This is a genomic window from Streptococcus mitis (assembly GCF_003944325.1).
Lineage (GTDB): Bacteria > Bacillota > Bacilli > Lactobacillales > Streptococcaceae > Streptococcus > Streptococcus mitis_CW.
This window is the reverse complement of record NZ_RJPX01000005.1, coordinates 24,589-44,529: the sequence shown is the minus strand read 5'-3', so window position 1 is coordinate 44,529 and position 19,941 is coordinate 24,589. Positions and strand designations below refer to the sequence as shown.

Here is a 19,941-nt window from a genome sequence, read left to right as displayed (position 1 = left end):
TATGGTCAAAGTAGCAACCCAGACACCGATTATCAGTCTCTTCTTGCTGATTTTATCCTTGGAAACATCTTTCATTCCTTCGATTGCTCTGAATCTTTCGGTAGTCGCATTTTGTATTCTCTTTATGCTCTATTACCGGCGATTTGAAGTATTGACTTGGATGATTCTGCTCGCTATTTTGCCATCTTTGGCCAACTACTGGGCAGTTCAGTTACATGGGGATGCTTCGCAGGCAGTCATGCTTGGAACGAGGGCCTTTGTGACCGTTTGTATCGGCCTTGTCTTTGTTTCCTCTATTTCCCTAAAAGAGCTTCTCTTGTACTTGGCTCAAAAGGGGTTATCACGCTCTTGGGCCTATGCCTTGATTGTGGTATTCAATTCCTTTCCCCTTATTCAGCAAGAAATCAAGTCCCTCAAGGAAGCGTGCTTATTACGCGGTCAAGAACTGCATTTTTGGTCTCCCTTGATTTACAGCAAGGTTCTGATGACAGTCTTTAGGTGGCGCCATCTTTACCTGAGAGCCCTGTCGGCGCATGGATATGACGAACATGCACAGGTGGAGAATAGATATCGGACTTTTTATATTCCTCAAAGGACAATATTCATCTACCTGCTTTTATTTTTATTGCTTCAAACCAGTCTATTTTTATAAAGGAGTTATTATGGAATTTACAGATATTGCGATGGAATTATCCAAGGAAGCTTGGCAGGCTTCTTTTCATCATCCCTTTATTTTACAGTTACAAGAGGGAAATTTAGACCCTTCCATTTTCCGCTATTACCTGATTCAGGATGCCTACTATCTGAAGGCTTTCTCAGAAGCCTATCACCTCTTGGCTGATAAGACTTCAAACCAAGAGATGAAGAGACTTTTGAAACAAAATGCTCAGGGTCTAGTGGAGGGTGAGTTATTTATCCGCCAACAATTTTTCAAGGAATTGGAAATCAGCGATCAGGAAATGGAGCAACATCCAATCGCTCCAACCTGTTATCATTATGTTTCGCATATTTATCGGCAATTTGAAGAAGCAAATCTAGCCATTGCTTTTGCAAGTTTGCTGCCTTGTCCTTGGCTATATTATGATATAGGCAAATCACTTAATCTTAAACCATCACCAAATCCTCTCTACCAACAATGGATTGAAACTTATATTACGGATGAGTTAGAGCAACAGATCAGAGAGGAGGGAGCGCTGGTTAATCAACTCTATCGAGAAAGTGATGAGACAGACAGGAAAAAAATGCTAGATGCCTTCCACATTAGTGTTCACATGGAAGCTAAGTTTTGGGAAATGGCCTACCAACACCAAACCTGGAAGAGCGATCTACAGTCTTTAGAAAAAGGAGAATAATAAACATGAGAAAGCACCAATTACAAGTTCACAAATTAACCATTTTATCCATGATGATTGCCCTTGATGTAGTCCTTACACCTATCTTTCGGATTGAGGGAATGGCACCGATGTCCAGTGTAGTCAATATTCTAGCAGGAATCATGATGGGACCTGTTTATGCCTTGGTTATGGCTACAGTCACAGCCTTTATCCGTATGACGACTCAAGGGATTCCGCCTTTAGCTCTCACAGGAGCGACTTTTGGAGCTCTTCTAGCAGGTCTCTTTTATAAGTACGGTCGAAAATTTCATTATTCTGCTTTAGGGGAAATCATCGGTACAGGTATCATCGGATCAATCGTCTCTTACCCAGTTATGGTATTGTTCACAGGATCAGCTGCCAAACTGAGCTGGTTTATCTACACTCCTCGATTTTTCGGAGCAACCTTAATCGGTACAGCAATTTCCTTTATTGCCTTTCGATTCTTAATCAAGCAGGAATTCTTTAAAAAAGTGCAGGGATATTTCTTTGATGAAAGGATAAACTGATGCAGGAATTGACGAATCCTTTTCCTCTGGGAACGACTTCCCTCATTCACTGCATTACCAATGAGATTTCTTGTGAGATGCTAGCAAATGGGATTTTGGCTCTGGGATGTAAACCAGTTATGGCAGATGATCCCCGTGAGGTTCTTGATTTTACTAAGCAAAGCCAGGCACTCTTCATCAATTTGGGGCATTTGTCAGCTGAGAAGGAAAAAGCAATCCGTATGGCAGCTTCTTATGCAGATAAAGTTTGTCTCCCAATAGTAGTAGATGCGGTTGGCGTAACAGCTTCATCCATTCGTAAGAGCTTAGTTAAAGACCTTTTAGACTATAGACCTACGGTCCTTAAAGGAAATATGTCGGAAATCAGAAGTCTTGTTGGCTTAAAACATCATGGAGTCGGGGTCGATGCTAGTGCTAAAGATCAAGAAACTGATGATTTACTTCAAGTCTTGAAAGACTGGTGTCAGACCTATCCAGGTATGTCATTCTTAGTCACAGGCCCCAAGGACCTCATCGTTTCGAAGAATCAGGTCGCTGTACTGGGAAATGGTTGTGCAGAATTAGACTGGATAACAGGGACAGGAGACTTGGTTGGAGCCTTGACAGCCGTTTTCCTCAGCCAAGGAAAGACTGGCTTTGTAGCTTCGTGTCTAGCGGTCTCTTATCTTAATATCTCCGCTGAGAGAATAGTTGTTCAAGGTATGGGATTGGAAGATTTTCGTTACCAAGTACTCAATCAGCTTTCGCTCCTCAAAAGAGATGAAAACTGGATAGATGCTATCAAAGGAGAGGTTTATGAATAGAGAGGCGCTTAGACTGTATCTGGTAACCAATCGCTACCAAGATTCCGTGGAAAGCTTTCTTGAAAAGGTTGAGATGGCTTGCCGTTCAGGGGTTACCATAGTCCAATTGCGAGAAAAAAATCTCACAACCAATCAATATTATCAACTGGCAAAACAAGTCAAGGAAATAACAGATACCTATCAGGTACCCTTAATCATCGATGATCGTTTGGATGTCTGTCTGGCAGTTGATGCAGCAGGTTTGCATATAGGAGACGATGAACTACCAGTTTCGGTTGCCCGACAAGTCTTGGGACCTGACAAAATACTCGGTGTCACAGCTAAAACTGTAAAAAGGGCCCTTGAGGCAGAAGAAGGAGGGGCGAACTACTTGGGGACAGGAGCCATTTTCCCAACAACCACCAAGGAAAATGCGCCTATCACCCTAATTTCAACCTTGAAAACAATTTGCCAAATGGTCGCCATTCCAGTAGTTGCTATCGGAGGCTTGACGTCAGAGAACATTGACCAACTTATTGGTACTGGCATAGCTGGAGTAGCTGTAGTGCGTGATTTGATGCAGGCAGAAGATATAGAGACAAAAACGCAAGCCTTTTTAACAAAGTTGGATGACATTATTTTCTAATTAATACTTAATGAAAATCAAAGAGCAAACTCGGAAGCTAGCCGCAGCTTGCTCAAAGCATTGCTTTGAGGTTGCAGATAAAGCTGACCTAGTTTGAAGAGATTTTCGAAGATTAAAAAACTCTCTAATTCCCTTAAAGTAGGAACTAGAGAGTTTTTTTAATCTTTAAAGCTTGTATGGTTGACTGGGCCAGAACCATGACCGAGTTGAGGAGCATCTTGGATGGCTTTCGTGATAAAGGCCTTGGCTTTATCGACTGCCTGATAGAGAGTCTTCCCCTTGGCTAGTTCAGCCGTAATCACTGCAGCAAAGGTACATCCAGTACCATGTGTATGACAGGTTTGAATTCGTGGACTTTCCCAGACAAATTGGTCATCCTTGGTAAAGAGGAAATCCTTGGCACCGCCTTCGAGATGCCCACCTTTGATGACCACAGACTGAGGACCAAATTCTTTTAAAATCAGGCGACCGGCACGTTGCATGGCTTCGGGATCATGGATCGAGAAACCAACAATCTCTTCTGCCTCAGGAAGATTGGGAGTGATAATACTTGCAAGGGGAAGTAGTTTTGTTTTTAGGTAAGTTCTGGCACTGGTATCAATCAGGGTGTCTCCGCTCGTAGCGACCATAACAGGGTCAAGAACGTAGGGACAATCCAGCTTTTTAAGATAGGGCTGGATGATTTCCATTATTTCAGTAGTTGCCAACATCCCAGTTTTTACAGCCTGGGGCTTGATATCCGAAAAGACGCTCTCCAATTGAGCTTTCAGCATTTGGTTGGAGACGTGCTCGATTAATTGAACGCCTCGGGTATTTTGAGCGACAAGACTGGTCACAACAGCCATTCCATAGACATCTCTAGCTTGGAACGACTTTAAATCAGCCATAATGCCAGCACCACCACTAGGGTCAGTCCCTGCAATGGTCAAAGCAACGGGTAAATAAGTCATCTAAAACCTCCCAACCAACTGAAGTTTGTATTCTTAAGAATAAGCTGATCTGTTTTAGAAAGGCAATAGAAGACTGCTAGTCCCCATTATCATTTCCACTTCCATCAGCTAGCATTACCTAGATTGAGTCAAAGGGTCTAACAGTTGTTAATCTCAGCTTTACGTACCCCTAGTGGTTGTTTTCTTTTTTCTTTAGTATAGCATATTTTTATAGTTTATATAGTAAGATTTGACTGGAAATCTCTCATCAAATGGTTAAAATTCAATTTTTCAAAGAAAAGATTAATTTCATAATTGACAAATGTAGATTATAGGAGTATACTAATAACTGTAATTGACAAATGTAGATTTTGGAGGTATGATGATGCAGATTTCAGATGCAGAATGGCAGGTCATGAAGATTATTTGGATGCAAGGAGAGCAGACCAGTACAGATTTGATTAGGGTTCTGGCGGAGCGGTTCGACTGGTCCAAGTCGACCATTCAAACTCTTTTGGCTCGTTTGGTTGAGAAAGAGTGTTTGACTCGAAAAAAAGAAGGCAAGTCCTTTGTCTATTCAGCCCTTTTAACTTTGGACCAAAGTCGGGATTTACTTGTCCAAGATATTAAGGACAAGGTTTGTTCTCGTAGGATTAAGAACTTGCTGGCTGATTTGATTGCTGAATGTGATTTTACTCAGGCTGACTTGGAAGACTTGGAAGCTGTGATTTCTGAGAAGAAATCAAGCGCTGTAACAGAAGTAAAATGTAATTGTATGTAAAGGAGACGTCATGTTGAATATTATTGTAACCATTATTTGTATTGCCCTTATCGCGTTTATCTGGTTTTGGTTTTTCAAAAAGCCTGAAAAATCTGGACAAAAGGCCCAGCAAAAAAACGGCTACCAAGAGATTCGAGTGGAGGTCATGGGGGGCTATACGCCTGAGTTGATTATCCTCAAGAAATCAGTACCAGCCCGCATTGTCTTTGACCGCAAGGATCCTTCACCATGTTTGGACCAAATTGTTTTTCCAGATTTTGGTGTACATGCGGACCTGCCAATGGGTGAAGAGTATGTAGTGGAAATCACGCCTGAGCAGGCTGGAGAGTATGGTTTCTCTTGTGGCATGAATATGATGCACGGTAAGATGATTGTAGAATAGGAGAATGATATGACTGAAATTGTAAAAGCAAGTCTTGAAAATGGTGTTCAAAAAATCCGTATCACGGCAGACAAAGGCTACCATCCAGCCCACATTCAACTGCAAAAAGGAGTTCCTGCTGAGATCACCTTTCACCGTGTGACACCTTCAAACTGTTACAAGGAAATTCTGTTTGAAGAAGAAGGCATCTTGGAACCAATCGGCGTAGATGAGGAGAAAGTCATTCGTTTTACACCTCAAGAATTAGGTCAACATGAATTTTCTTGTGGCATGAAGATGCAAAAGGGGAGTTATACCGTAGTTGAGAAGACTCGAAAATCTCTATCACTTTTACAGCGTTTTTGGATTACTAGTATCTTTACTGTACCTCTTGTGATTCTCATGATTGGGATGTCGACAGGAGGAATTAGTCACCAAGTCATGCGTTGGGGCACCTTTTTAGCCACAACACCGATTATGCTAGTAGCAGGTGGTCCTTATATCCAAAGTGCTTGGGCTAGTTTTAAAAAGCACAATGCCAACATGGATACCTTGGTTGCTCTGGGAACCCTAGTGGCCTATTTCTATAGCTTAGTTGCCCTCTTCGCTGGCCTCCCCGTTTACTTTGAAAGTGCTGCATTTATCTTCTTCTTCGTTCTTATGGGAGCCGTTTTTGAGGAGAAAATGCGGAAAAATACTTCCCAAGCTGTGGAGAAATTACTTGACTTGCAGGCTAAAACTGCAGAAGTCTTGCGTGAGGATAACTATGTTCAAGTCCCTTTGGAGCAAGTCAAGGTAGGTGACCTGATTCGAGTGCGTCCCGGTGAAAAGATTGCGGTTGATGGTGTCGTAGTAGAAGGTATCTCTAGTATTGATGAGTCTATGGTGACAGGTGAGAGTCTGCCTGTGGACAAGACAGTTGGAGATACCGTCATTGGTTCAACCATCAATAATAGTGGAACACTTGTTTTTAGAGCAGAAAAAGTTGGTTCAGAGACTGTTTTGGCTCAGATTGTGGATTTTGTGAAGAAAGCTCAGACAAGTCGTGCGCCTATTCAGGACTTGACGGATAAAATTTCAGGGATTTTTGTCCCAGCAGTTGTCATTTTAGGGATTGTGACCTTTTGGGTTTGGTTCGTCTTGCTCAGGGATAGTGTAGTTGTGCTTGGAGCGAGCTTTGTGTCTTCGCTTCTCTATGGAGTAGCAGTTCTGATTATTGCCTGCCCTTGTGCCTTGGGACTTGCAACACCGACAGCCCTTATGGTGGGGACAGGACGCAGTGCCAAGATGGGAGTTCTCCTCAAAAATGGAACGGTTCTACAGGAAATCCAGAAAGTTCAAACTATCGTCTTTGATAAGACCGGGACTTTGACTGAAGGGAAACCTGTGGTCACAGATATCATCGGCGACGAAGTAGAAGTGCTTGGATTGGCAGCTTCCTTGGAAGAAGCTTCTCAACACCCACTGGCTGAAGCCGTTGTGAAACGAGCGAGTGAAGCTGGACTTGAGTTTCACACTGTTGAAAATTTCCAAGCCTTGCACGGAAAAGGTGTCTCAGGGCAAATAGCTGGAAAACAAGTTTTGCTTGGAAATGCTAAAATGCTGGATGGCATGAGTATTTCTAGCATTTATCAAGAAAAACTAGAAGAACTGGAAAAAGAAGCTAAGACAGTTGTGTTTTTGGCTGTGGACAATGAAATCAAAGGATTGCTTGCTTTGCAAGATATTCCTAAGGAAAATGCCAAGCTTGCCATCGGTCAGTTGAAAAAACGTGGTCTTAAAACAGTCATGCTGACAGGAGACAATGCAGGTGTGGCGCGTGCTATTGCAGATCAGATTGGAATCGAAGAGGTCATTGCAGGTGTCTTGCCAGAAGAAAAAGCCCATGAAATTCATAAACTACAAGCGACTGGCAAAGTAGCCTTTGTTGGGGACGGTATCAATGATGCTCCTGCCCTCAGTGTAGCGGATGTGGGAATTGCTATGGGAGCTGGAACAGATATTGCTATCGAGTCAGCAGATTTGGTGTTGACAACCAATAACCTCCTAGGCGTGGTGCGTGCCTTCGACATGAGTAAGAAAACCTTTAATCGAATTCTGCTCAATCTTTTCTGGGCCTTTATCTACAATGTCGCCGGAATTCCGATAGCAGCAGGAGTCTTTTCAGGTGTTGGACTGGCCCTTAACCCAGAACTGGCAGGTCTAGCCATGGCCTTTAGTTCTGTATCTGTTCTGACTAGTTCCCTTCTGCTAAACTTTAGTAAAATAGATTAAAAGCGGGCTTGCTCGCTTTTTATACTCTTCGAAAATTAAATTCAAACCACGTCAACGTCGCCTTGCCGTAGATATATGTAACTGACTTCGTCAGTCTTATCTGCAACCTCAAAGCTGTACTTTGAGCAACCTGCGGCTAGTTTCCTAGTTTGCTCTTTAATTTTCATTGAGTATTATAAAACAGAATCTAAAAACGTTTTTAAACTGTACTGCAATAGAGAATAAAAACTTCTGAGCAGATTCTTAGTAAACTAAAATTAAATGTGGTAAATTAGAATTGTAATAAATTTGCTAAAAGCGTTTTCATAATTTATCTGAATGCTTCTTAGTAAATTTAAAAATATTTGAAGGAGAGTTATCATTATGACTCAAGGGAAAATTACTGCATCTGCAGCAATGCTTAACGTATTGAAAACATGGGGCGTAGACACAATCTACGGTATCCCATCAGGAACACTCAGCTCATTGATGGACGCTTTGGCTGAAGACAAAGATATCCGCTTCTTGCAAGTTCGCCACGAAGAAACAGGTGCTCTTGCAGCGGTTATGCAAGCTAAATTCGGCGGCTCAATCGGGGTTGCAGTTGGTTCAGGTGGTCCAGGTGCGACTCACTTGATTAACGGTGTTTACGATGCAGCTATGGATAACACTCCATTCCTAGCGATCCTTGGATCACGTCCAGTTAACGAATTGAACATGGATGCTTTCCAAGAATTGAACCAAAACCCAATGTACAACGGTATCGCTGTATACAACAAACGTGTAGCTTACGCTGAGCAATTACCAAAAGTAATCGACGAAGCTTGCCGTGCTGCAGTTTCTAAAAAAGGTCCAGCTGTTGTTGAAATCCCAGTAAACTTCGGTTTCCAAGAAATCGACGAAAACTCATACTATGGATCAGGTTCATACGAACGTTCATTCATCGCTCCTGCTTTGAACGAAGTTGAAATCGACAAAGCTGTTGAAATCTTGAACAATGCTGAACGTCCAGTTATCTATGCTGGTTACGGTGGTGTTAAAGCTGGTGAAGTGATCACTGAATTGTCACGTAAAATCAAAGCACCAATCATCACAACTGGTAAAAACTTTGAAGCTTTTGAATGGAACTATGAAGGTTTGACAGGTTCTGCTTACCGTGTTGGTTGGAAACCAGCCAACGAAGTGGTCTTTGAAGCAGACACAGTTCTTTTCCTTGGTTCAAACTTCCCATTTGCTGAAGTTTACGAAGCATTCAAGAACACTGAAAAATTCATCCAAGTCGATATCGACCCTTACAAACTTGGTAAACGCCATGCCCTTGACGCTTCAATCCTTGGTGACGCAGGTCAAGCAGCTAAAGCTATCCTTGACAAAGTAAACCCAGTTGAATCAACTCCATGGTGGCGTGCAAACGTTAAGAACAACCAAAACTGGCGTGATTACATGAACAAACTCGAAGGTAAAACTGAGGGTGAATTGCAATTGTACCAAGTTTACAATGCAATCAACAAACATGCTGATCAAGACGCTATCTATTCAATCGACGTAGGTGACACTACTCAAACATCTACTCGTCACCTTCACATGACACCTAAGAACATGTGGCGTACATCTCCACTCTTTGCGACAATGGGTATTGCCCTTCCTGGTGGTATCGCTGCTAAGAAAGACAATCCAGATCGCCAAATATGGAACATCATGGGTGATGGAGCATTTAACATGTGCTACCCAGACGTTATCACAAACGTTCAATACGACCTTCCAGTTATCAACGTTGTCTTCTCAAATGATAAATATGCCTTCATCAAGGACAAATACGAAGACACAAACAAACACTTGTTTGGTTGTGACTTCACAAACGCTGACTACGCTAAAATTGCTGAAGCTCAAGGAGCTGTTGGATTTACAGTAAACCGTATCGAAGACATTGATGCAGTGGTTGCAGAAGCTGTTAAATTGAACAAAGAAGGTAAAACTGTTGTTATCGATGCTCGCATCACTCCACACCGTCCACTTCCAGTAGAAGTACTTGAATTGGATCCAAAACTTCACTCAGAAGAAGCAATCAAAGCCTTCAAGGAAAAATACGAAGCAGAAGAACTCGTACCATTCCGTCTCTTCTTGGAAGAAGAAGGTTTGCAATCACGCGTAATTAAATAATTTCTCTCGTCGAAAATCAAAGATAAATTTATAGACTTCTTTATTAGATTACTGCCGACGATTCCATCATTGAAACCATAAATTTCAATGATGGAATCTAGTGTGGAGCCTAGAAAAAGTCCCAAAGGATTTTTCGTAGTTTGATGAGCTAAGATTTGCCATCAAACTTGGTTTCACCTTGTTTATTCTTTGATTTTCATAGAGAGAAACATAAAAAGATCGGAGCAATCCGGTCTTTTTATGGAGGAGAGTAAATGAATTTAAATCAATTAGATATTATTGTTTCAGATGTTCCCCAAGTCTGTGCTGACTTGGAGCATATCTTGGATAAAAAGTCAGATTATGTTGATGACAGTTTTGCTCAGTTTACGATTGGCAGTCACTGTCTGATGTTGTCCCAAAATCATTTGATTCCTTTGGAAGATTTTCAGTCAGGGATCATTCTTCATATCGAGGTTGAGGATGTCGACCAGAACTACAAACGGTTGAACGAGCTTGGTATAAAGGTTTTACACGGACCAACTGTAACCGATTGGGGAACAGAGTCCTTATTAGTTAAAGGTCCTGTTGGTCTAGTGCTTGATTTTTATCGTATGAAATAAGGCGATTAGTCATTTGAAGATAACCTTAATTATTCTTAAAACATAATGTGAGAATATGAACTATTGAAAGATCGGAGCAATCCGGTCTTTTTCATATAAAGCAATTGACAGCATTTTTCTAAAATCTTATAATAAAAACATAACAGTATAAAACAAGATTCATATGAAAGGCTGCTTTCTGTCTGTTAGAGAAGACTGTAAAACATGTCCCTTTGTTTTAGTTTGTAAATCAGAATTTTGTCCAATGGCCAAGCATATTACGAAATTAAGCTCTTCTGTAATTTGTAAGAATATGCAAGAGAAAATCCGTAAAAATCTAGCACTTTATGCTATTTTTGGTTGCTATGAAGAGATTTTAGATGTGGACTAGAGAGGGGTAAGCAAAAAATGTCTGTTAAGAAAAACAAAAAGGTTGCAAAAAAGTTGAAGTTGTAAGCAATAATTGTAATATTTGTTAAGTTTATATAAAAATGGAGAGGGCGGCTAGTCTCTCTATTTTTCTAGGAGGGCATTATGAATAAAATATTTCACTATCTGGATAAGAAAACGAAGTTTTATACTATCATCGGTGCACTGGCAAATGGAGGTTTAGCTCTTGCTCAACCCTTAGTCGTCTCACAAGCCTTGTCCTTAAATCAAGGAGAACTGACTTATTCTAAAATCATACAGTTTGCTATTTTTGGCTTTACAGTATACTTCGTCTTGTATAGCTTAATGCTCTTTTGTAATCATACACATAATGTTTTTCGGCGTGAAATTCAAATGAATATGAGGGCAGATTTATTTGACAAGCTGATGATAAATAAAGATTTTAACGAAGATGAAAAAATCACCATGCTCACACAAGATATGGAGTATTTGGGGGATAATTACTTAGAAAAATACGTTAATATCATTTGCTGGAGCTTTGTAGCATTACTAACAGCAATTTATATTATTTCGCAAAATTTGTTACTAGGTAGTATTTTTGTCTTTTTCACTATTTTACGTCCTATTCCTCAGTTCTTGATGAATAAAAGACTCAAACATACTGGTGATGACATGGCTCAAGGCAGAGTAGAAGTGCATAATCAAGTATCTGATAGTATCCGAGGAGCACATACTATACTCATGAACCAAGCAATTTCTGAAAATCAGAACAGATTTTGGAAGATTAATCGAAATTATCAACTAGCCATTCAAAAATTTTGCTTTACCCATAATATAATTTTCTTTTGCAACGGTTTCATGGTCTTTTTAAGCCAAGTTTTACCACTTGTTTTAGGTTTTTACTTTGCTATGGCTGGGCAGAAAGTGTCAGTGGCAAGTCTTGTTGCCATGTACATCGCAGCAGGTCAGCTAGTGAGCCCTATTCAGACTATTATGTATGATGCTGTAGATATACAAGGGGCAAAAACGACAGCAGATAAGATTTTTGGAGTATTAGAAATTGGAGATGTAAAACAGATAGATAAAAAAGATGCGCAAGAATTGAATGCTCTGCACATTAAAAATTTAAGTAAATCCTATGGTGACAGACAACTTTTTACTCATCTAAATTTGGATGTTCAAGCAGGTCAGAAAGTTTTAATCAAAGGACCGAGTGGTTGTGGTAAGTCAACCTTGTTTCGACTCATTACTGGAGAAGAAATAGCAGATGAGGGAGAAATTATCGGTGTGACAACTGTTAATGAATGTACATCAAGTTTTGTATCCAGTATAGGAATTATTAGCCAACACCCATTTCTCTTTAACGATACAGTGCGTTATAATTTGACATTAGGACAAGAATTTTCTGAGGAAGAGTTGCTTGCTGTTTTGAAACAAGTCAAACTAGATTTTGAATTGACGGGTGGGTTGGATTTTATTATCAAGAATAACGGGGAGAATATTTCTGGGGGACAAAGAGTAAGGGTTGAATTGGCACGTTTTCTTCTTCGTAGAAAAAATCTGTTATTGGCTGATGAAGTGACCGCAGCCCTAGATAAAGAAAACGCCTTCATGGTACATGAACTACTATTTTCTCTTCCTGTAATGATGTTAGAAATTGCCCATCATATTGATGATGAAAGTAGATATCAACAAGTTGTAGATTTAGGAAAATATTGAATCTGGTTTAAAAGTCAGTTTTATCAGAAAATAAAGTAAATATTTCAGCAATAAAACACCCAGTATCAAGATTTTTCAATACATAATAATATGCGTTTTTCTGATTATATATACTTTTCCTGGCTTCATTCTTCTTTCTTATCACAAGATTGTAATAGTTTATATTTTTATAACAAAACTCTCAAACTCTTACTTGTTTTTGCATCATATTATAAAATAAAAAGCATAAAAGAATAAAAGAGGTTTTGAAAATGTCCGAAAAACAAATGAAAGTTTTGGGTTGGGTAGCGACCTTCATGTCTGTTATGATGTATGTGTCTTACTTCCCACAAATTATGAACAATCTGGCTGGTCAAAAAGGAAATTTCATCCAGACCTTGGTTGCTGTCATCAACTGTAGTCCTTGGATTTACTACGGTCTTTTCAAGAAAGAAAGAGATATTCCCCTTGCTGCTGCCAATGCTACAGGTATTGTTTTTGGCCTTGTGACGGCTATTACAGCTTTGATTTAAAAAGAAGACTGGTTTCAGTTTTGTTCGTTTATGAAAATAGATGCTTCATTAAAGTAATTTTTGAATGAGAGTTGAGGGAAAAAGTCCAGTGACAGCTAGCTTTACAAGAGTCTTTTATGTTCGTCTCTATCAAAGAAAAAAGTATATCGTTACTATTTTTATAAAATTTTCTCCCTACTTTATAAGATGTTAAAAAGAGTTCAATTCGAACTCTTTTTTTGCTATAATGAGGGGAGAAAAATCAGACAGGAGAAGAAGATGTCAGAACCATTATTTTTACAATCAGTTATGCAAGAAAAAATCTGGGGTGGAACCAAGCTACGTGATGAGTTTGGCTACGACATTCCAAGTGAAAAAATAGGGGAATACTGGGCCATCTCAGCTCATCCAAATGGAGTTTCAAAGGTGGCAAATGGTCGTTACGAGGGAACAGACCTAGCAACTTTGTATGCAGAACACCGTGAATTGTTTGGCAATCGTCCAGAACCTGTATTTCCGCTTTTGACAAAGATTCTGGATGCCAACGACTGGCTCAGCGTCCAAGTTCACCCAGACGATGCTTATGGACTAGAGCATGAAGGCGAACTCGGAAAAACAGAATGCTGGTACATCATCGCTGCGGATGAAGGTTCAGAGATTATCTACGGTCACAATGCCAAGTCAAAAGAAGAACTCCGTCAGCAAATCGAGGATAAAAACTGGGAGGACTTGCTGACAAAAGTGCCTGTTAAGGCTGGAGATTTCTTCTATGTGCCAAGTGGCACCATGCATGCTATTGGGGCTGGCATCTTGATTCTTGAAACCCAGCAGTCTAGCGATACAACTTACCGTGTCTATGACTTTGACCGCAAGGATGACAAGGGCAACTTGCGTGAACTTCACCTTGAAAAATCTATCGATGTTTTGAATATTGGCGAGCCTGCCAATAGCCGTCCTGTAACTGTCAAAGCAGATGATTTGCGTTCCACTCTCCTTGTATCCAATGATTTCTTTGCAGTTTACAAGTGGAAAATTACTGGGAAAGTTGACTTCGAAAAGACAGCTGACTACAGCTTGTTTAGTGTCTTAGCTGGTCAAGGTCAACTGACTGTTGAAGGAAAAAATTATCCAATCCAAAAAGGGAGCCACTTTATCCTACCAAGTGATGTTGAAGCGTGGACCCTGGAAGGGCAAGGTTTGGAATTGATTGTTAGCCATCCATAAAAAAGAAAGGGCCTGAGTTCACTACTCAAGTCCTTTTTGATTACATAAATTGGGCGATAAAGACCACGATGATGATGATTGGAATGACGAAACGAAGAAGGAAGAGCCAGACTTGGAACAGTCCCTGTTTCCATGCTCTTTCATCAAGATGCAGTTCCTCCATAGCAAGAGCTTTTTTAAAGATATAGCCTGTAAAAAGTGAAAGGCAGAGAGCTCCAAATGGCATGAGGAGATTGGAAACCAAGAAGTCCATAGCGTCAAAGAAGGTCTTCCCAAAGATGTGAACATCCGCCATGACACCGTAAGATAGGGCTGAAGGAATGCCAAAGACAAAGGTCAAGATTCCCAAAATGGTACTCCACTTGGCACGCTGACTGTTGTCCTGATTGGTGATATTGCCTACATTGATTTCCAGCATCACGACAGAAGAAGTGACTGTCGCAAAGAGGAAGAGCAAGAGGAAGAGGATGTAGAAAATGGTTCCAAAAGGCATCTTGTCAAAGAGCTGAGGCAAGACGATAAAGAGCAGGCTAGGTCCCCCTTCAGACTGGATATTGAAGGCTGACATGGCTGGGAAAATGGCGAGACCTGCCATGATGGACACCGAGATGTTCATTGCTACGATAGAAATTCCTGACTGGACTAGATTGGTTTTCTTATCCAAATAAGAAGCATAGGTAAGCATGGCTGTAACCCCTAGTGAGAGGGCAAAGAAAGATTGTCCTAGAGCATAGAGGAGACCAGCACTTGTCAGTTTTGAAAAGTCTGGTTTGAGGAAGTAAAGAACCCCTTCCATGGCATTTGGCAAACTGAGAGAGCGCCCAATGATGACAACAAAGATGATAAAGAGCAGGGGCATCATGACCTTAGAAGCTCTTTCAATCCCTTTTTGAACACCACGTGATACAATAAAGATATTCAATAAGATAAAGGCCGCTTGAGCTCCTAGGGCAATGGCTGGATTTGAAATGATTGAAGTAAATAATTGAGCATAATCACCAGTTCCGCTAAATTGGAACAATTTTCCAAACTCAATGCCTAGATAGACTAAAATCCATCCTCCAATAACACTGTAGAAAGATAAGAGGATAAAGAGGGCAAAAGCACCAATCCAACCGATAAAGTTGTACTTGCTATTCTTGCTCAGTTTTCCAAATGTTTTGATAGCTGAGACACCAGCACTTCGGCCGAGGGCAAATTCTGCAAGCAAAAGAGGGAAACCGATTAGAATAGTGGAGATGAGAAAGACCAGTAAAAAGCCTCCTCCACCGTTAGCAGCAGTCATGTAGGGGAATTTCCAAACGGCACCAAGTCCGATGGCTGAACCAGCAGATGCTAGAATAAAGCCCAGTTTAGAACCCCATTGCGATTTTTCAGACATAGTTAAACTCCTAAAATTAGTATTACAAAAGAAAAAGCTACTGCCCTTGGCAAATAGCCTGATAAGTACTCAAGATGAGCGTTTCTTTTGATTGATAGACTTGACTATCCTATCATGTTTTCTAAGGTCTGTCAAGAAAACCATTTTCATGTTATGATAAAGTAAAAAAAATTCGCAAAAACGCTTGACTCTGACCTAAGGGGAGGGGTTATACTATCAATGTAAGGAGGAAATCATGTACCATATAAAAGAAGCTGCCCAGCTTTCGGGCGTCTCTGTCAAGACCCTACACCACTACGATAAGATAGGACTTTTGGTTCCTTTAAAGTCGGAAAATGGCTATCGAACCTACAGTCAGGAGGATTTGGAACGCCTTCAGGTCATTCTTTACTATAAATATCTAGGCTTTTCTTTAGAAAAAATAGCAGAGCTATTAAAGGAAGAAAGGACAGATTTATTGCCTCATTTGACTAGGCAGTTGGACTATTTGACTCGAGAAAGGCAACATCTGGATACCTTGATTTCCACCTTGCAAAAAACCATTCAAGAACAAAAAGGAGAAAGAGAAATGAGCATTCAAGAGAAATTTGCTGGATTTAACTACCAAGACCATCAAAAATACCACCAAGAGGCGGTAGAGAAATATGGACAAGAAGTCATGGACCAAGCGCTGGAGCGCCAGAAAGGTCACGAAGACGAAGCTACGGCTGCCTTCAATCAAGTCTTTCGAGCCTTGTCACAAAATCTTCAAGCTGGTCTACCTGTAACAGCAACCGAAAATCAAGAAGAGGCTGCTAAACTCTTGCAAGCCATCCGTACTTATGGATTTGATTGTACTATTGAAGTATTCGGTCATATCGGTAAGGGATATGTCTATAACCCAGAGTTTAAGGAAAATATTGACAAATTTGAACCTGGGACAGCCCAGTACACATCAGATGTCATTATCCACTATGTCCAAACTAAGACAAAATAAAATCGGAGGAGTATTCTTCCGATTTTTACTAAATTCAAGCACTACTTGCTTAATAATTTTTCTACCACATTTAGTTTTCGCATGGTCAAATCTACATTGAAAAGTTTTTCAAGATAGTTGGTATGGAGTTTCTTTTGTTTTGCAGTTCTAGGGAGATAGAGGTAAAGACAATGGTTACCGATACAAATTTCTTCTTCACCGTAATCCATTTTTAATTTTTCTAAAGGGAGACTTTGAATGGCTTCTTGATAAAAAATCACGTGTACACGGTCATAAAGATAGTGTTCTCCAAACGGGTTTTCTTGGACAATTTTTTTAAAATCACTTTTGTTCTTGATGACCATTTTTAAGTCAGCACCAATTTTTTCCTTTATTAGAGTATGAACCTGTTCTCGTATTGTTTCTAAATCTAAGTCACTTTCAAGAATGATATTCCCACTTTGAATATAGGTTCGAACTTGTTGAAAACCAGCTTCTGTCAAGATATCTACTAGATAAGACATTTTAGGGATAGCATTTTTTCCATTAGGAGTAACTCCCCTTAACAAGATAATATGTTCCAAAGTAGTTCCTTTCTTTTGGGGCTGATTGTTCCATTGAATAATTTAGATTTAGATTGGGTTTGATCCCGCCACCCAGCCAGTGCAGAGGGCAGAAGTGATGTTAAAGCCACCCGTATGGGCATTGATATCCAGTACCTCGCCCGCAAAGTGGAGTCCAGGGACTAGTTTACTTTCCAGAGTTTTAGGATTGATTTCTTTGAGACTGACGCCCCCCTTGGTAACAAAGGATTTGGCAAGAGACATTTTTCCAGTCACAGGGATTCTGAGGACCTTGATAGACTGGATAAGTTGTTCTCGTTCCTTTTCAGTAAGCTGTTTGACTTTTTCAGGATAGCCTTGCACAAAAAATTCTGCCAAGCGTTCTGGAAGCAAAGTTTTTAAGGCATTTTTCAAGGATTTTTCCCGATTTTCTTCTAGAAATGCAGCCAAGTCATTTTCAGAAAGTTGAGGCAAAACATCTAGCGAGAGAACCTCCCCACCCTTGACAAAGCTAGACATACGTAGGGCAGCAGGGCCAGACAAACCAAAGTGGGTAAAAAGCAAATCGTGAGTGATGACATGCTTGCCATAACTTAGTGTCACATCATCCAGAGAAATCCCTTGTAAGGCCTTATGTGGAAAATCTGTCAACAATGGGCTCTCAGCTGCCTCAAGCTCGGTAATGGTGTGCTTAAAATGACGGGCAATCTCATGTCCAAAACCAGTTGAGCCAGTGGAAGGATAGGATTTCCCACCAGTTGTGACAATCAGTTTATCACAAGTGAAGCTTTGGTCAGGTGACTTAAGAACAAACTGGTCATCCACCTTTTTAACCGAAACAATTTCTGTTTGAGTAGCAACTTGACCACCTAGCTCAGTGATTTTCTTTTCCAAGGCTTCGATAATAGTCCGAGACTTGTCACTAGCAGGAAAGACGCGCCCGTGGTCTTCGACCTTAAGTTTAACCCCATTTTCAGTAAAAAAGTTAATGATATCATGGTTATCAAATTGGGAGAAGACACTGTAGAGAAAGCGACCATTTCCAGGGATGCCAGCTAGCAGGTCGTCCAAGCTACCATTGTTGGTCACATTGCAACGTCCCCCACCAGTCCCAGCTAATTTTTTTCCAAGTTTCCGATTTTTTTCGATGAGGAGGTTTTTCTGTCCATAAAAGCTACTGGAAATCGTAGCCATCATACCAGCAGGTCCCCCACCGATGACAATAGTATCAAAATGTTTCATAGCTCTATTGTACCACAAAAAACAAGAGATGATGGTCACCTCTTGTCAAGAATGCAATTAATCAATTTCATATCCCATCAGCAAACCACCATCTTCTGCATAAAAACTGCAGAGACCAGATGTTGGGAGAATTTTGATATCCGCTTGTGGGAAGGTTTCACGGATTCGGTCTGAAAGCTGTTGGCAACATTTCTCGTTATTGCGTTGGGCCATGACAATACGGCCACCAGCATATCCAGCCTTCACCAACTCTTCATAGGCTGCTTGAACTGCTTTCTTTGGACCTCTTGCTTTTTGTAGCAATTCGAGGGTTCCAGTTTCACTAGCTTCCCCAACCATGCGAATGTTAAGGAGACCAACAACAGTTCCGATAAGCTTACTCAAACGGCCGTTTTTAACCAAGTTATCGACCTTTGCTAGAACAAAAAGCAACTTGGTTTTTTCTTGATAAGCTGTGATAGCTTCAACCACTTCTTCAAAAGATAGGCCCTGGTCAATCAAGTCATTTAATTTTTCTACGAGCAAGTCAACTTCCCCGCCAGCAGACAAACTATCAATCACATGAATCTTAGTATCAGGATGGTCTTCAAGATAAATATTCTTGGCCAGTTGAGCACTATTGTGACTACCAGAAAGAGTGCCAGTGATGGTTACTAGGAAAATGTTTTTGGCACCTTCAAATGCTCGCAAATAATCATCTGGGCTTGGACAAGCTGATTTTGAAGCTTCTGCGGTTGCATACATAGTTTCCATCATTTGGTCAATGTCAAGATTGGCATCATCAACAAAGACCTGATCAGCTATTTGAATGGTTAAGGGGACGCTTACAAAGGTTGTATCGATAGCTGGTCTTGCCAGTTGACGATAATCACAACCAGAGTCAGCAATAATCTTCCAAGTCATAGAAATTCTCCATCTTTGCCATTTATACATTGACAAAGGTTCTGTCTTTTTTTACAATTATATCATGAAAGCCCTTGAAACAAAAGCCTCATCTGTCTGTTGTGACAAGTAGAAAGAAAATGTTATGTCTGAACGTAGAATCTCTGAAAAATCTCTTGAAAATCTCAGAAAATCAAATCAAGAATCTAATTTACTAACCAGAGAAGCCATTGAAACAGCCCTCTTGCAACTCTTGGAAAAAAAGGACTTGACCAAGATTAGTATTTCTGAATTGGTCAAACGTGCAGGCGTTTCGCGTGCGGCCTTTTATCGCAATTATGATTCCAAAGAGGAGATTTTAGAAAGCGTCTTCAAACGAACTGTCCACAATATCATGGAACAGCTACATCATTATGATTTAAAGACAGACCTCTATTTGGTCTGGGTTCACCTTTTCCGAGAGGCAAGAAAGGAAGCCAGAGTGATTCAACTGGCCTTGGATTACCATCTGGAAAAAATCTTTGTCCAAGCTATGCAGGAATTTCTAGAGAAATACCATGGAAAATCAAAAGGTGTCAGCTCTTATCTTCATTCCTTCTGGAGCTCGGCTATCGTCTCTGTCCTTCTAAAATGGATCAAGGATGGCATGAAGGTACCTGCTGAAAAGATTGCGGATTTACGGTTACCATTTTTTAAAAAATAGAGAAAAAGGAGAAAAG

At 40.5% G+C, this 19,941-nt stretch carries 20 protein-coding genes and 1 riboswitch; of the genes, 15 read left to right on the top strand and 5 right to left on the bottom strand.

Features of this window, described 5'->3' with window-relative positions:
• The first annotated feature begins 1 nt into the window (after position 1).
• The 5 genes from D8787_RS02920 to thiE are packed head-to-tail and all read left to right on the top strand — an operon-like array spanning position 2 to position 3,310.
• A complete protein-coding gene (locus D8787_RS02920) occupies positions 2 to 652 on the top strand; it encodes an energy-coupling factor transporter transmembrane component T (RefSeq protein ID WP_125420659.1) in 651 nt (216 codons plus the stop codon).
• Between the two features lie 10 nt (positions 653 to 662).
• Complete coding sequence (tenA, locus tag D8787_RS02915; protein WP_125420657.1) at positions 663 to 1,352, top strand: thiaminase II; 690 nt, start codon at positions 663 to 665, stop codon at positions 1,350 to 1,352.
• Between the two features lie 5 nt (positions 1,353 to 1,357).
• Positions 1,358 to 1,882: an energy coupling factor transporter S component ThiW gene (thiW, locus tag D8787_RS02910; RefSeq protein ID WP_125420655.1), complete on the top strand. Its 525-nt coding sequence runs from the start codon at positions 1,358 to 1,360 to the stop codon at positions 1,880 to 1,882.
• The gene (locus D8787_RS02905; protein WP_125420653.1) at positions 1,882 to 2,685 is read left to right on the top strand and encodes a hydroxyethylthiazole kinase; all 804 of its coding nucleotides are present in this window, start codon (positions 1,882 to 1,884) and stop codon (positions 2,683 to 2,685) included. Before thiW ends, D8787_RS02905 begins: the two co-directional genes overlap by 1 nt.
• Entirely contained in the window at positions 2,678 to 3,310 is a 633-nt protein-coding gene (gene thiE, locus D8787_RS02900) for a thiamine phosphate synthase (RefSeq protein WP_125420651.1), read from the top strand. Before D8787_RS02905 ends, thiE begins: the two co-directional genes overlap by 8 nt.
• 158 nt (positions 3,311 to 3,468) lie before the next feature.
• Here the strand turns inward: thiE and thiD are convergent, their stop codons facing one another.
• Positions 3,469 to 4,260, bottom strand: coding sequence for a bifunctional hydroxymethylpyrimidine kinase/phosphomethylpyrimidine kinase (gene thiD / locus D8787_RS02895; protein ID WP_125420649.1), 792 nt, complete (start codon positions 4,258 to 4,260; stop codon positions 3,469 to 3,471).
• 83 nt (positions 4,261 to 4,343) lie between these two features.
• Positions 4,344 to 4,441, bottom strand: a riboswitch (TPP riboswitch).
• Positions 4,442 to 4,624: 183 nt separating this feature from the next.
• Between thiD and D8787_RS02890 the strand changes: the two genes are divergently transcribed.
• The 8 genes from D8787_RS02890 (at position 4,625) to manA (ending at position 14,199) form a co-directional block, all read left to right on the top strand.
• Positions 4,625 to 5,020, top strand: coding sequence for a CopY/TcrY family copper transport repressor (locus D8787_RS02890; protein ID WP_001167204.1), 396 nt, complete (start codon positions 4,625 to 4,627; stop codon positions 5,018 to 5,020).
• 10 nt (positions 5,021 to 5,030) lie between these two features.
• On the top strand, positions 5,031 to 5,402 hold the full coding sequence (locus D8787_RS02885) for a cupredoxin domain-containing protein (RefSeq protein WP_125420647.1): 372 nt from the start codon (positions 5,031 to 5,033) through the stop codon (positions 5,400 to 5,402).
• A 9-nt stretch (positions 5,403 to 5,411) separates the two neighbouring features.
• A complete protein-coding gene (locus D8787_RS02880) occupies positions 5,412 to 7,655 on the top strand; it encodes a heavy metal translocating P-type ATPase (RefSeq protein WP_125420645.1) in 2,244 nt (747 codons plus the stop codon).
• Between the two features lie 363 nt (positions 7,656 to 8,018).
• Complete coding sequence (spxB, locus tag D8787_RS02875; RefSeq protein ID WP_125420643.1) at positions 8,019 to 9,794, top strand: pyruvate oxidase; 1,776 nt, start codon at positions 8,019 to 8,021, stop codon at positions 9,792 to 9,794.
• A 254-nt stretch (positions 9,795 to 10,048) separates the two neighbouring features.
• Positions 10,049 to 10,396: a VOC family protein gene (locus D8787_RS02870; protein WP_125420641.1), complete on the top strand. Its 348-nt coding sequence runs from the start codon at positions 10,049 to 10,051 to the stop codon at positions 10,394 to 10,396.
• 513 nt (positions 10,397 to 10,909) lie between these two features.
• Entirely contained in the window at positions 10,910 to 12,484 is a 1,575-nt protein-coding gene (locus tag D8787_RS02860; RefSeq protein ID WP_125420637.1) for an ATP-binding cassette domain-containing protein, read from the top strand.
• Positions 12,485 to 12,735: 251 nt separating this feature from the next.
• The gene (locus D8787_RS02855) at positions 12,736 to 12,996 is read left to right on the top strand and encodes a SemiSWEET family transporter (RefSeq protein WP_125420635.1); all 261 of its coding nucleotides are present in this window, start codon (positions 12,736 to 12,738) and stop codon (positions 12,994 to 12,996) included.
• A 258-nt stretch (positions 12,997 to 13,254) separates the two neighbouring features.
• Positions 13,255 to 14,199: a mannose-6-phosphate isomerase, class I gene (gene manA / locus D8787_RS02850; RefSeq protein WP_102210692.1), complete on the top strand. Its 945-nt coding sequence runs from the start codon at positions 13,255 to 13,257 to the stop codon at positions 14,197 to 14,199.
• 40 nt (positions 14,200 to 14,239) lie between these two features.
• Here the strand turns inward: manA and D8787_RS02845 are convergent, their stop codons facing one another.
• Positions 14,240 to 15,580: a sodium-dependent transporter gene (locus D8787_RS02845; protein ID WP_125420633.1), complete on the bottom strand. Its 1,341-nt coding sequence runs from the start codon at positions 15,578 to 15,580 to the stop codon at positions 14,240 to 14,242.
• Between the two features lie 235 nt (positions 15,581 to 15,815).
• Between D8787_RS02845 and D8787_RS02840 the strand changes: the two genes are divergently transcribed.
• Complete coding sequence (locus D8787_RS02840) at positions 15,816 to 16,556, top strand: MerR family transcriptional regulator (protein ID WP_125420631.1); 741 nt, start codon at positions 15,816 to 15,818, stop codon at positions 16,554 to 16,556.
• Positions 16,557 to 16,597: 41 nt separating this feature from the next.
• On the opposite strand, the gene D8787_RS02835 is transcribed toward D8787_RS02840, so the two are convergent.
• From D8787_RS02835 to D8787_RS02825, 3 genes are read right to left on the bottom strand one after another with little or no spacing between them, the layout of a single operon-like run.
• Positions 16,598 to 17,119, bottom strand: coding sequence for a DUF1697 domain-containing protein (locus D8787_RS02835; protein WP_125420629.1), 522 nt, complete (start codon positions 17,117 to 17,119; stop codon positions 16,598 to 16,600).
• 48 nt (positions 17,120 to 17,167) lie between these two features.
• Positions 17,168 to 18,340: an NAD(P)/FAD-dependent oxidoreductase gene (locus D8787_RS02830; RefSeq protein WP_125420627.1), complete on the bottom strand. Its 1,173-nt coding sequence runs from the start codon at positions 18,338 to 18,340 to the stop codon at positions 17,168 to 17,170.
• 57 nt (positions 18,341 to 18,397) lie between these two features.
• The gene (locus tag D8787_RS02825; RefSeq protein WP_125420625.1) at positions 18,398 to 19,243 is read right to left on the bottom strand and encodes a DegV family protein; all 846 of its coding nucleotides are present in this window, start codon (positions 19,241 to 19,243) and stop codon (positions 18,398 to 18,400) included.
• A 124-nt stretch (positions 19,244 to 19,367) separates the two neighbouring features.
• On the opposite strand from D8787_RS02825, the gene D8787_RS02820 reads away from it, so the two are divergent.
• Positions 19,368 to 19,925, top strand: coding sequence for a TetR/AcrR family transcriptional regulator (locus D8787_RS02820; protein ID WP_000004136.1), 558 nt, complete (start codon positions 19,368 to 19,370; stop codon positions 19,923 to 19,925).
• The last annotated feature ends 16 nt before the right edge of the window (positions 19,926 to 19,941 follow it).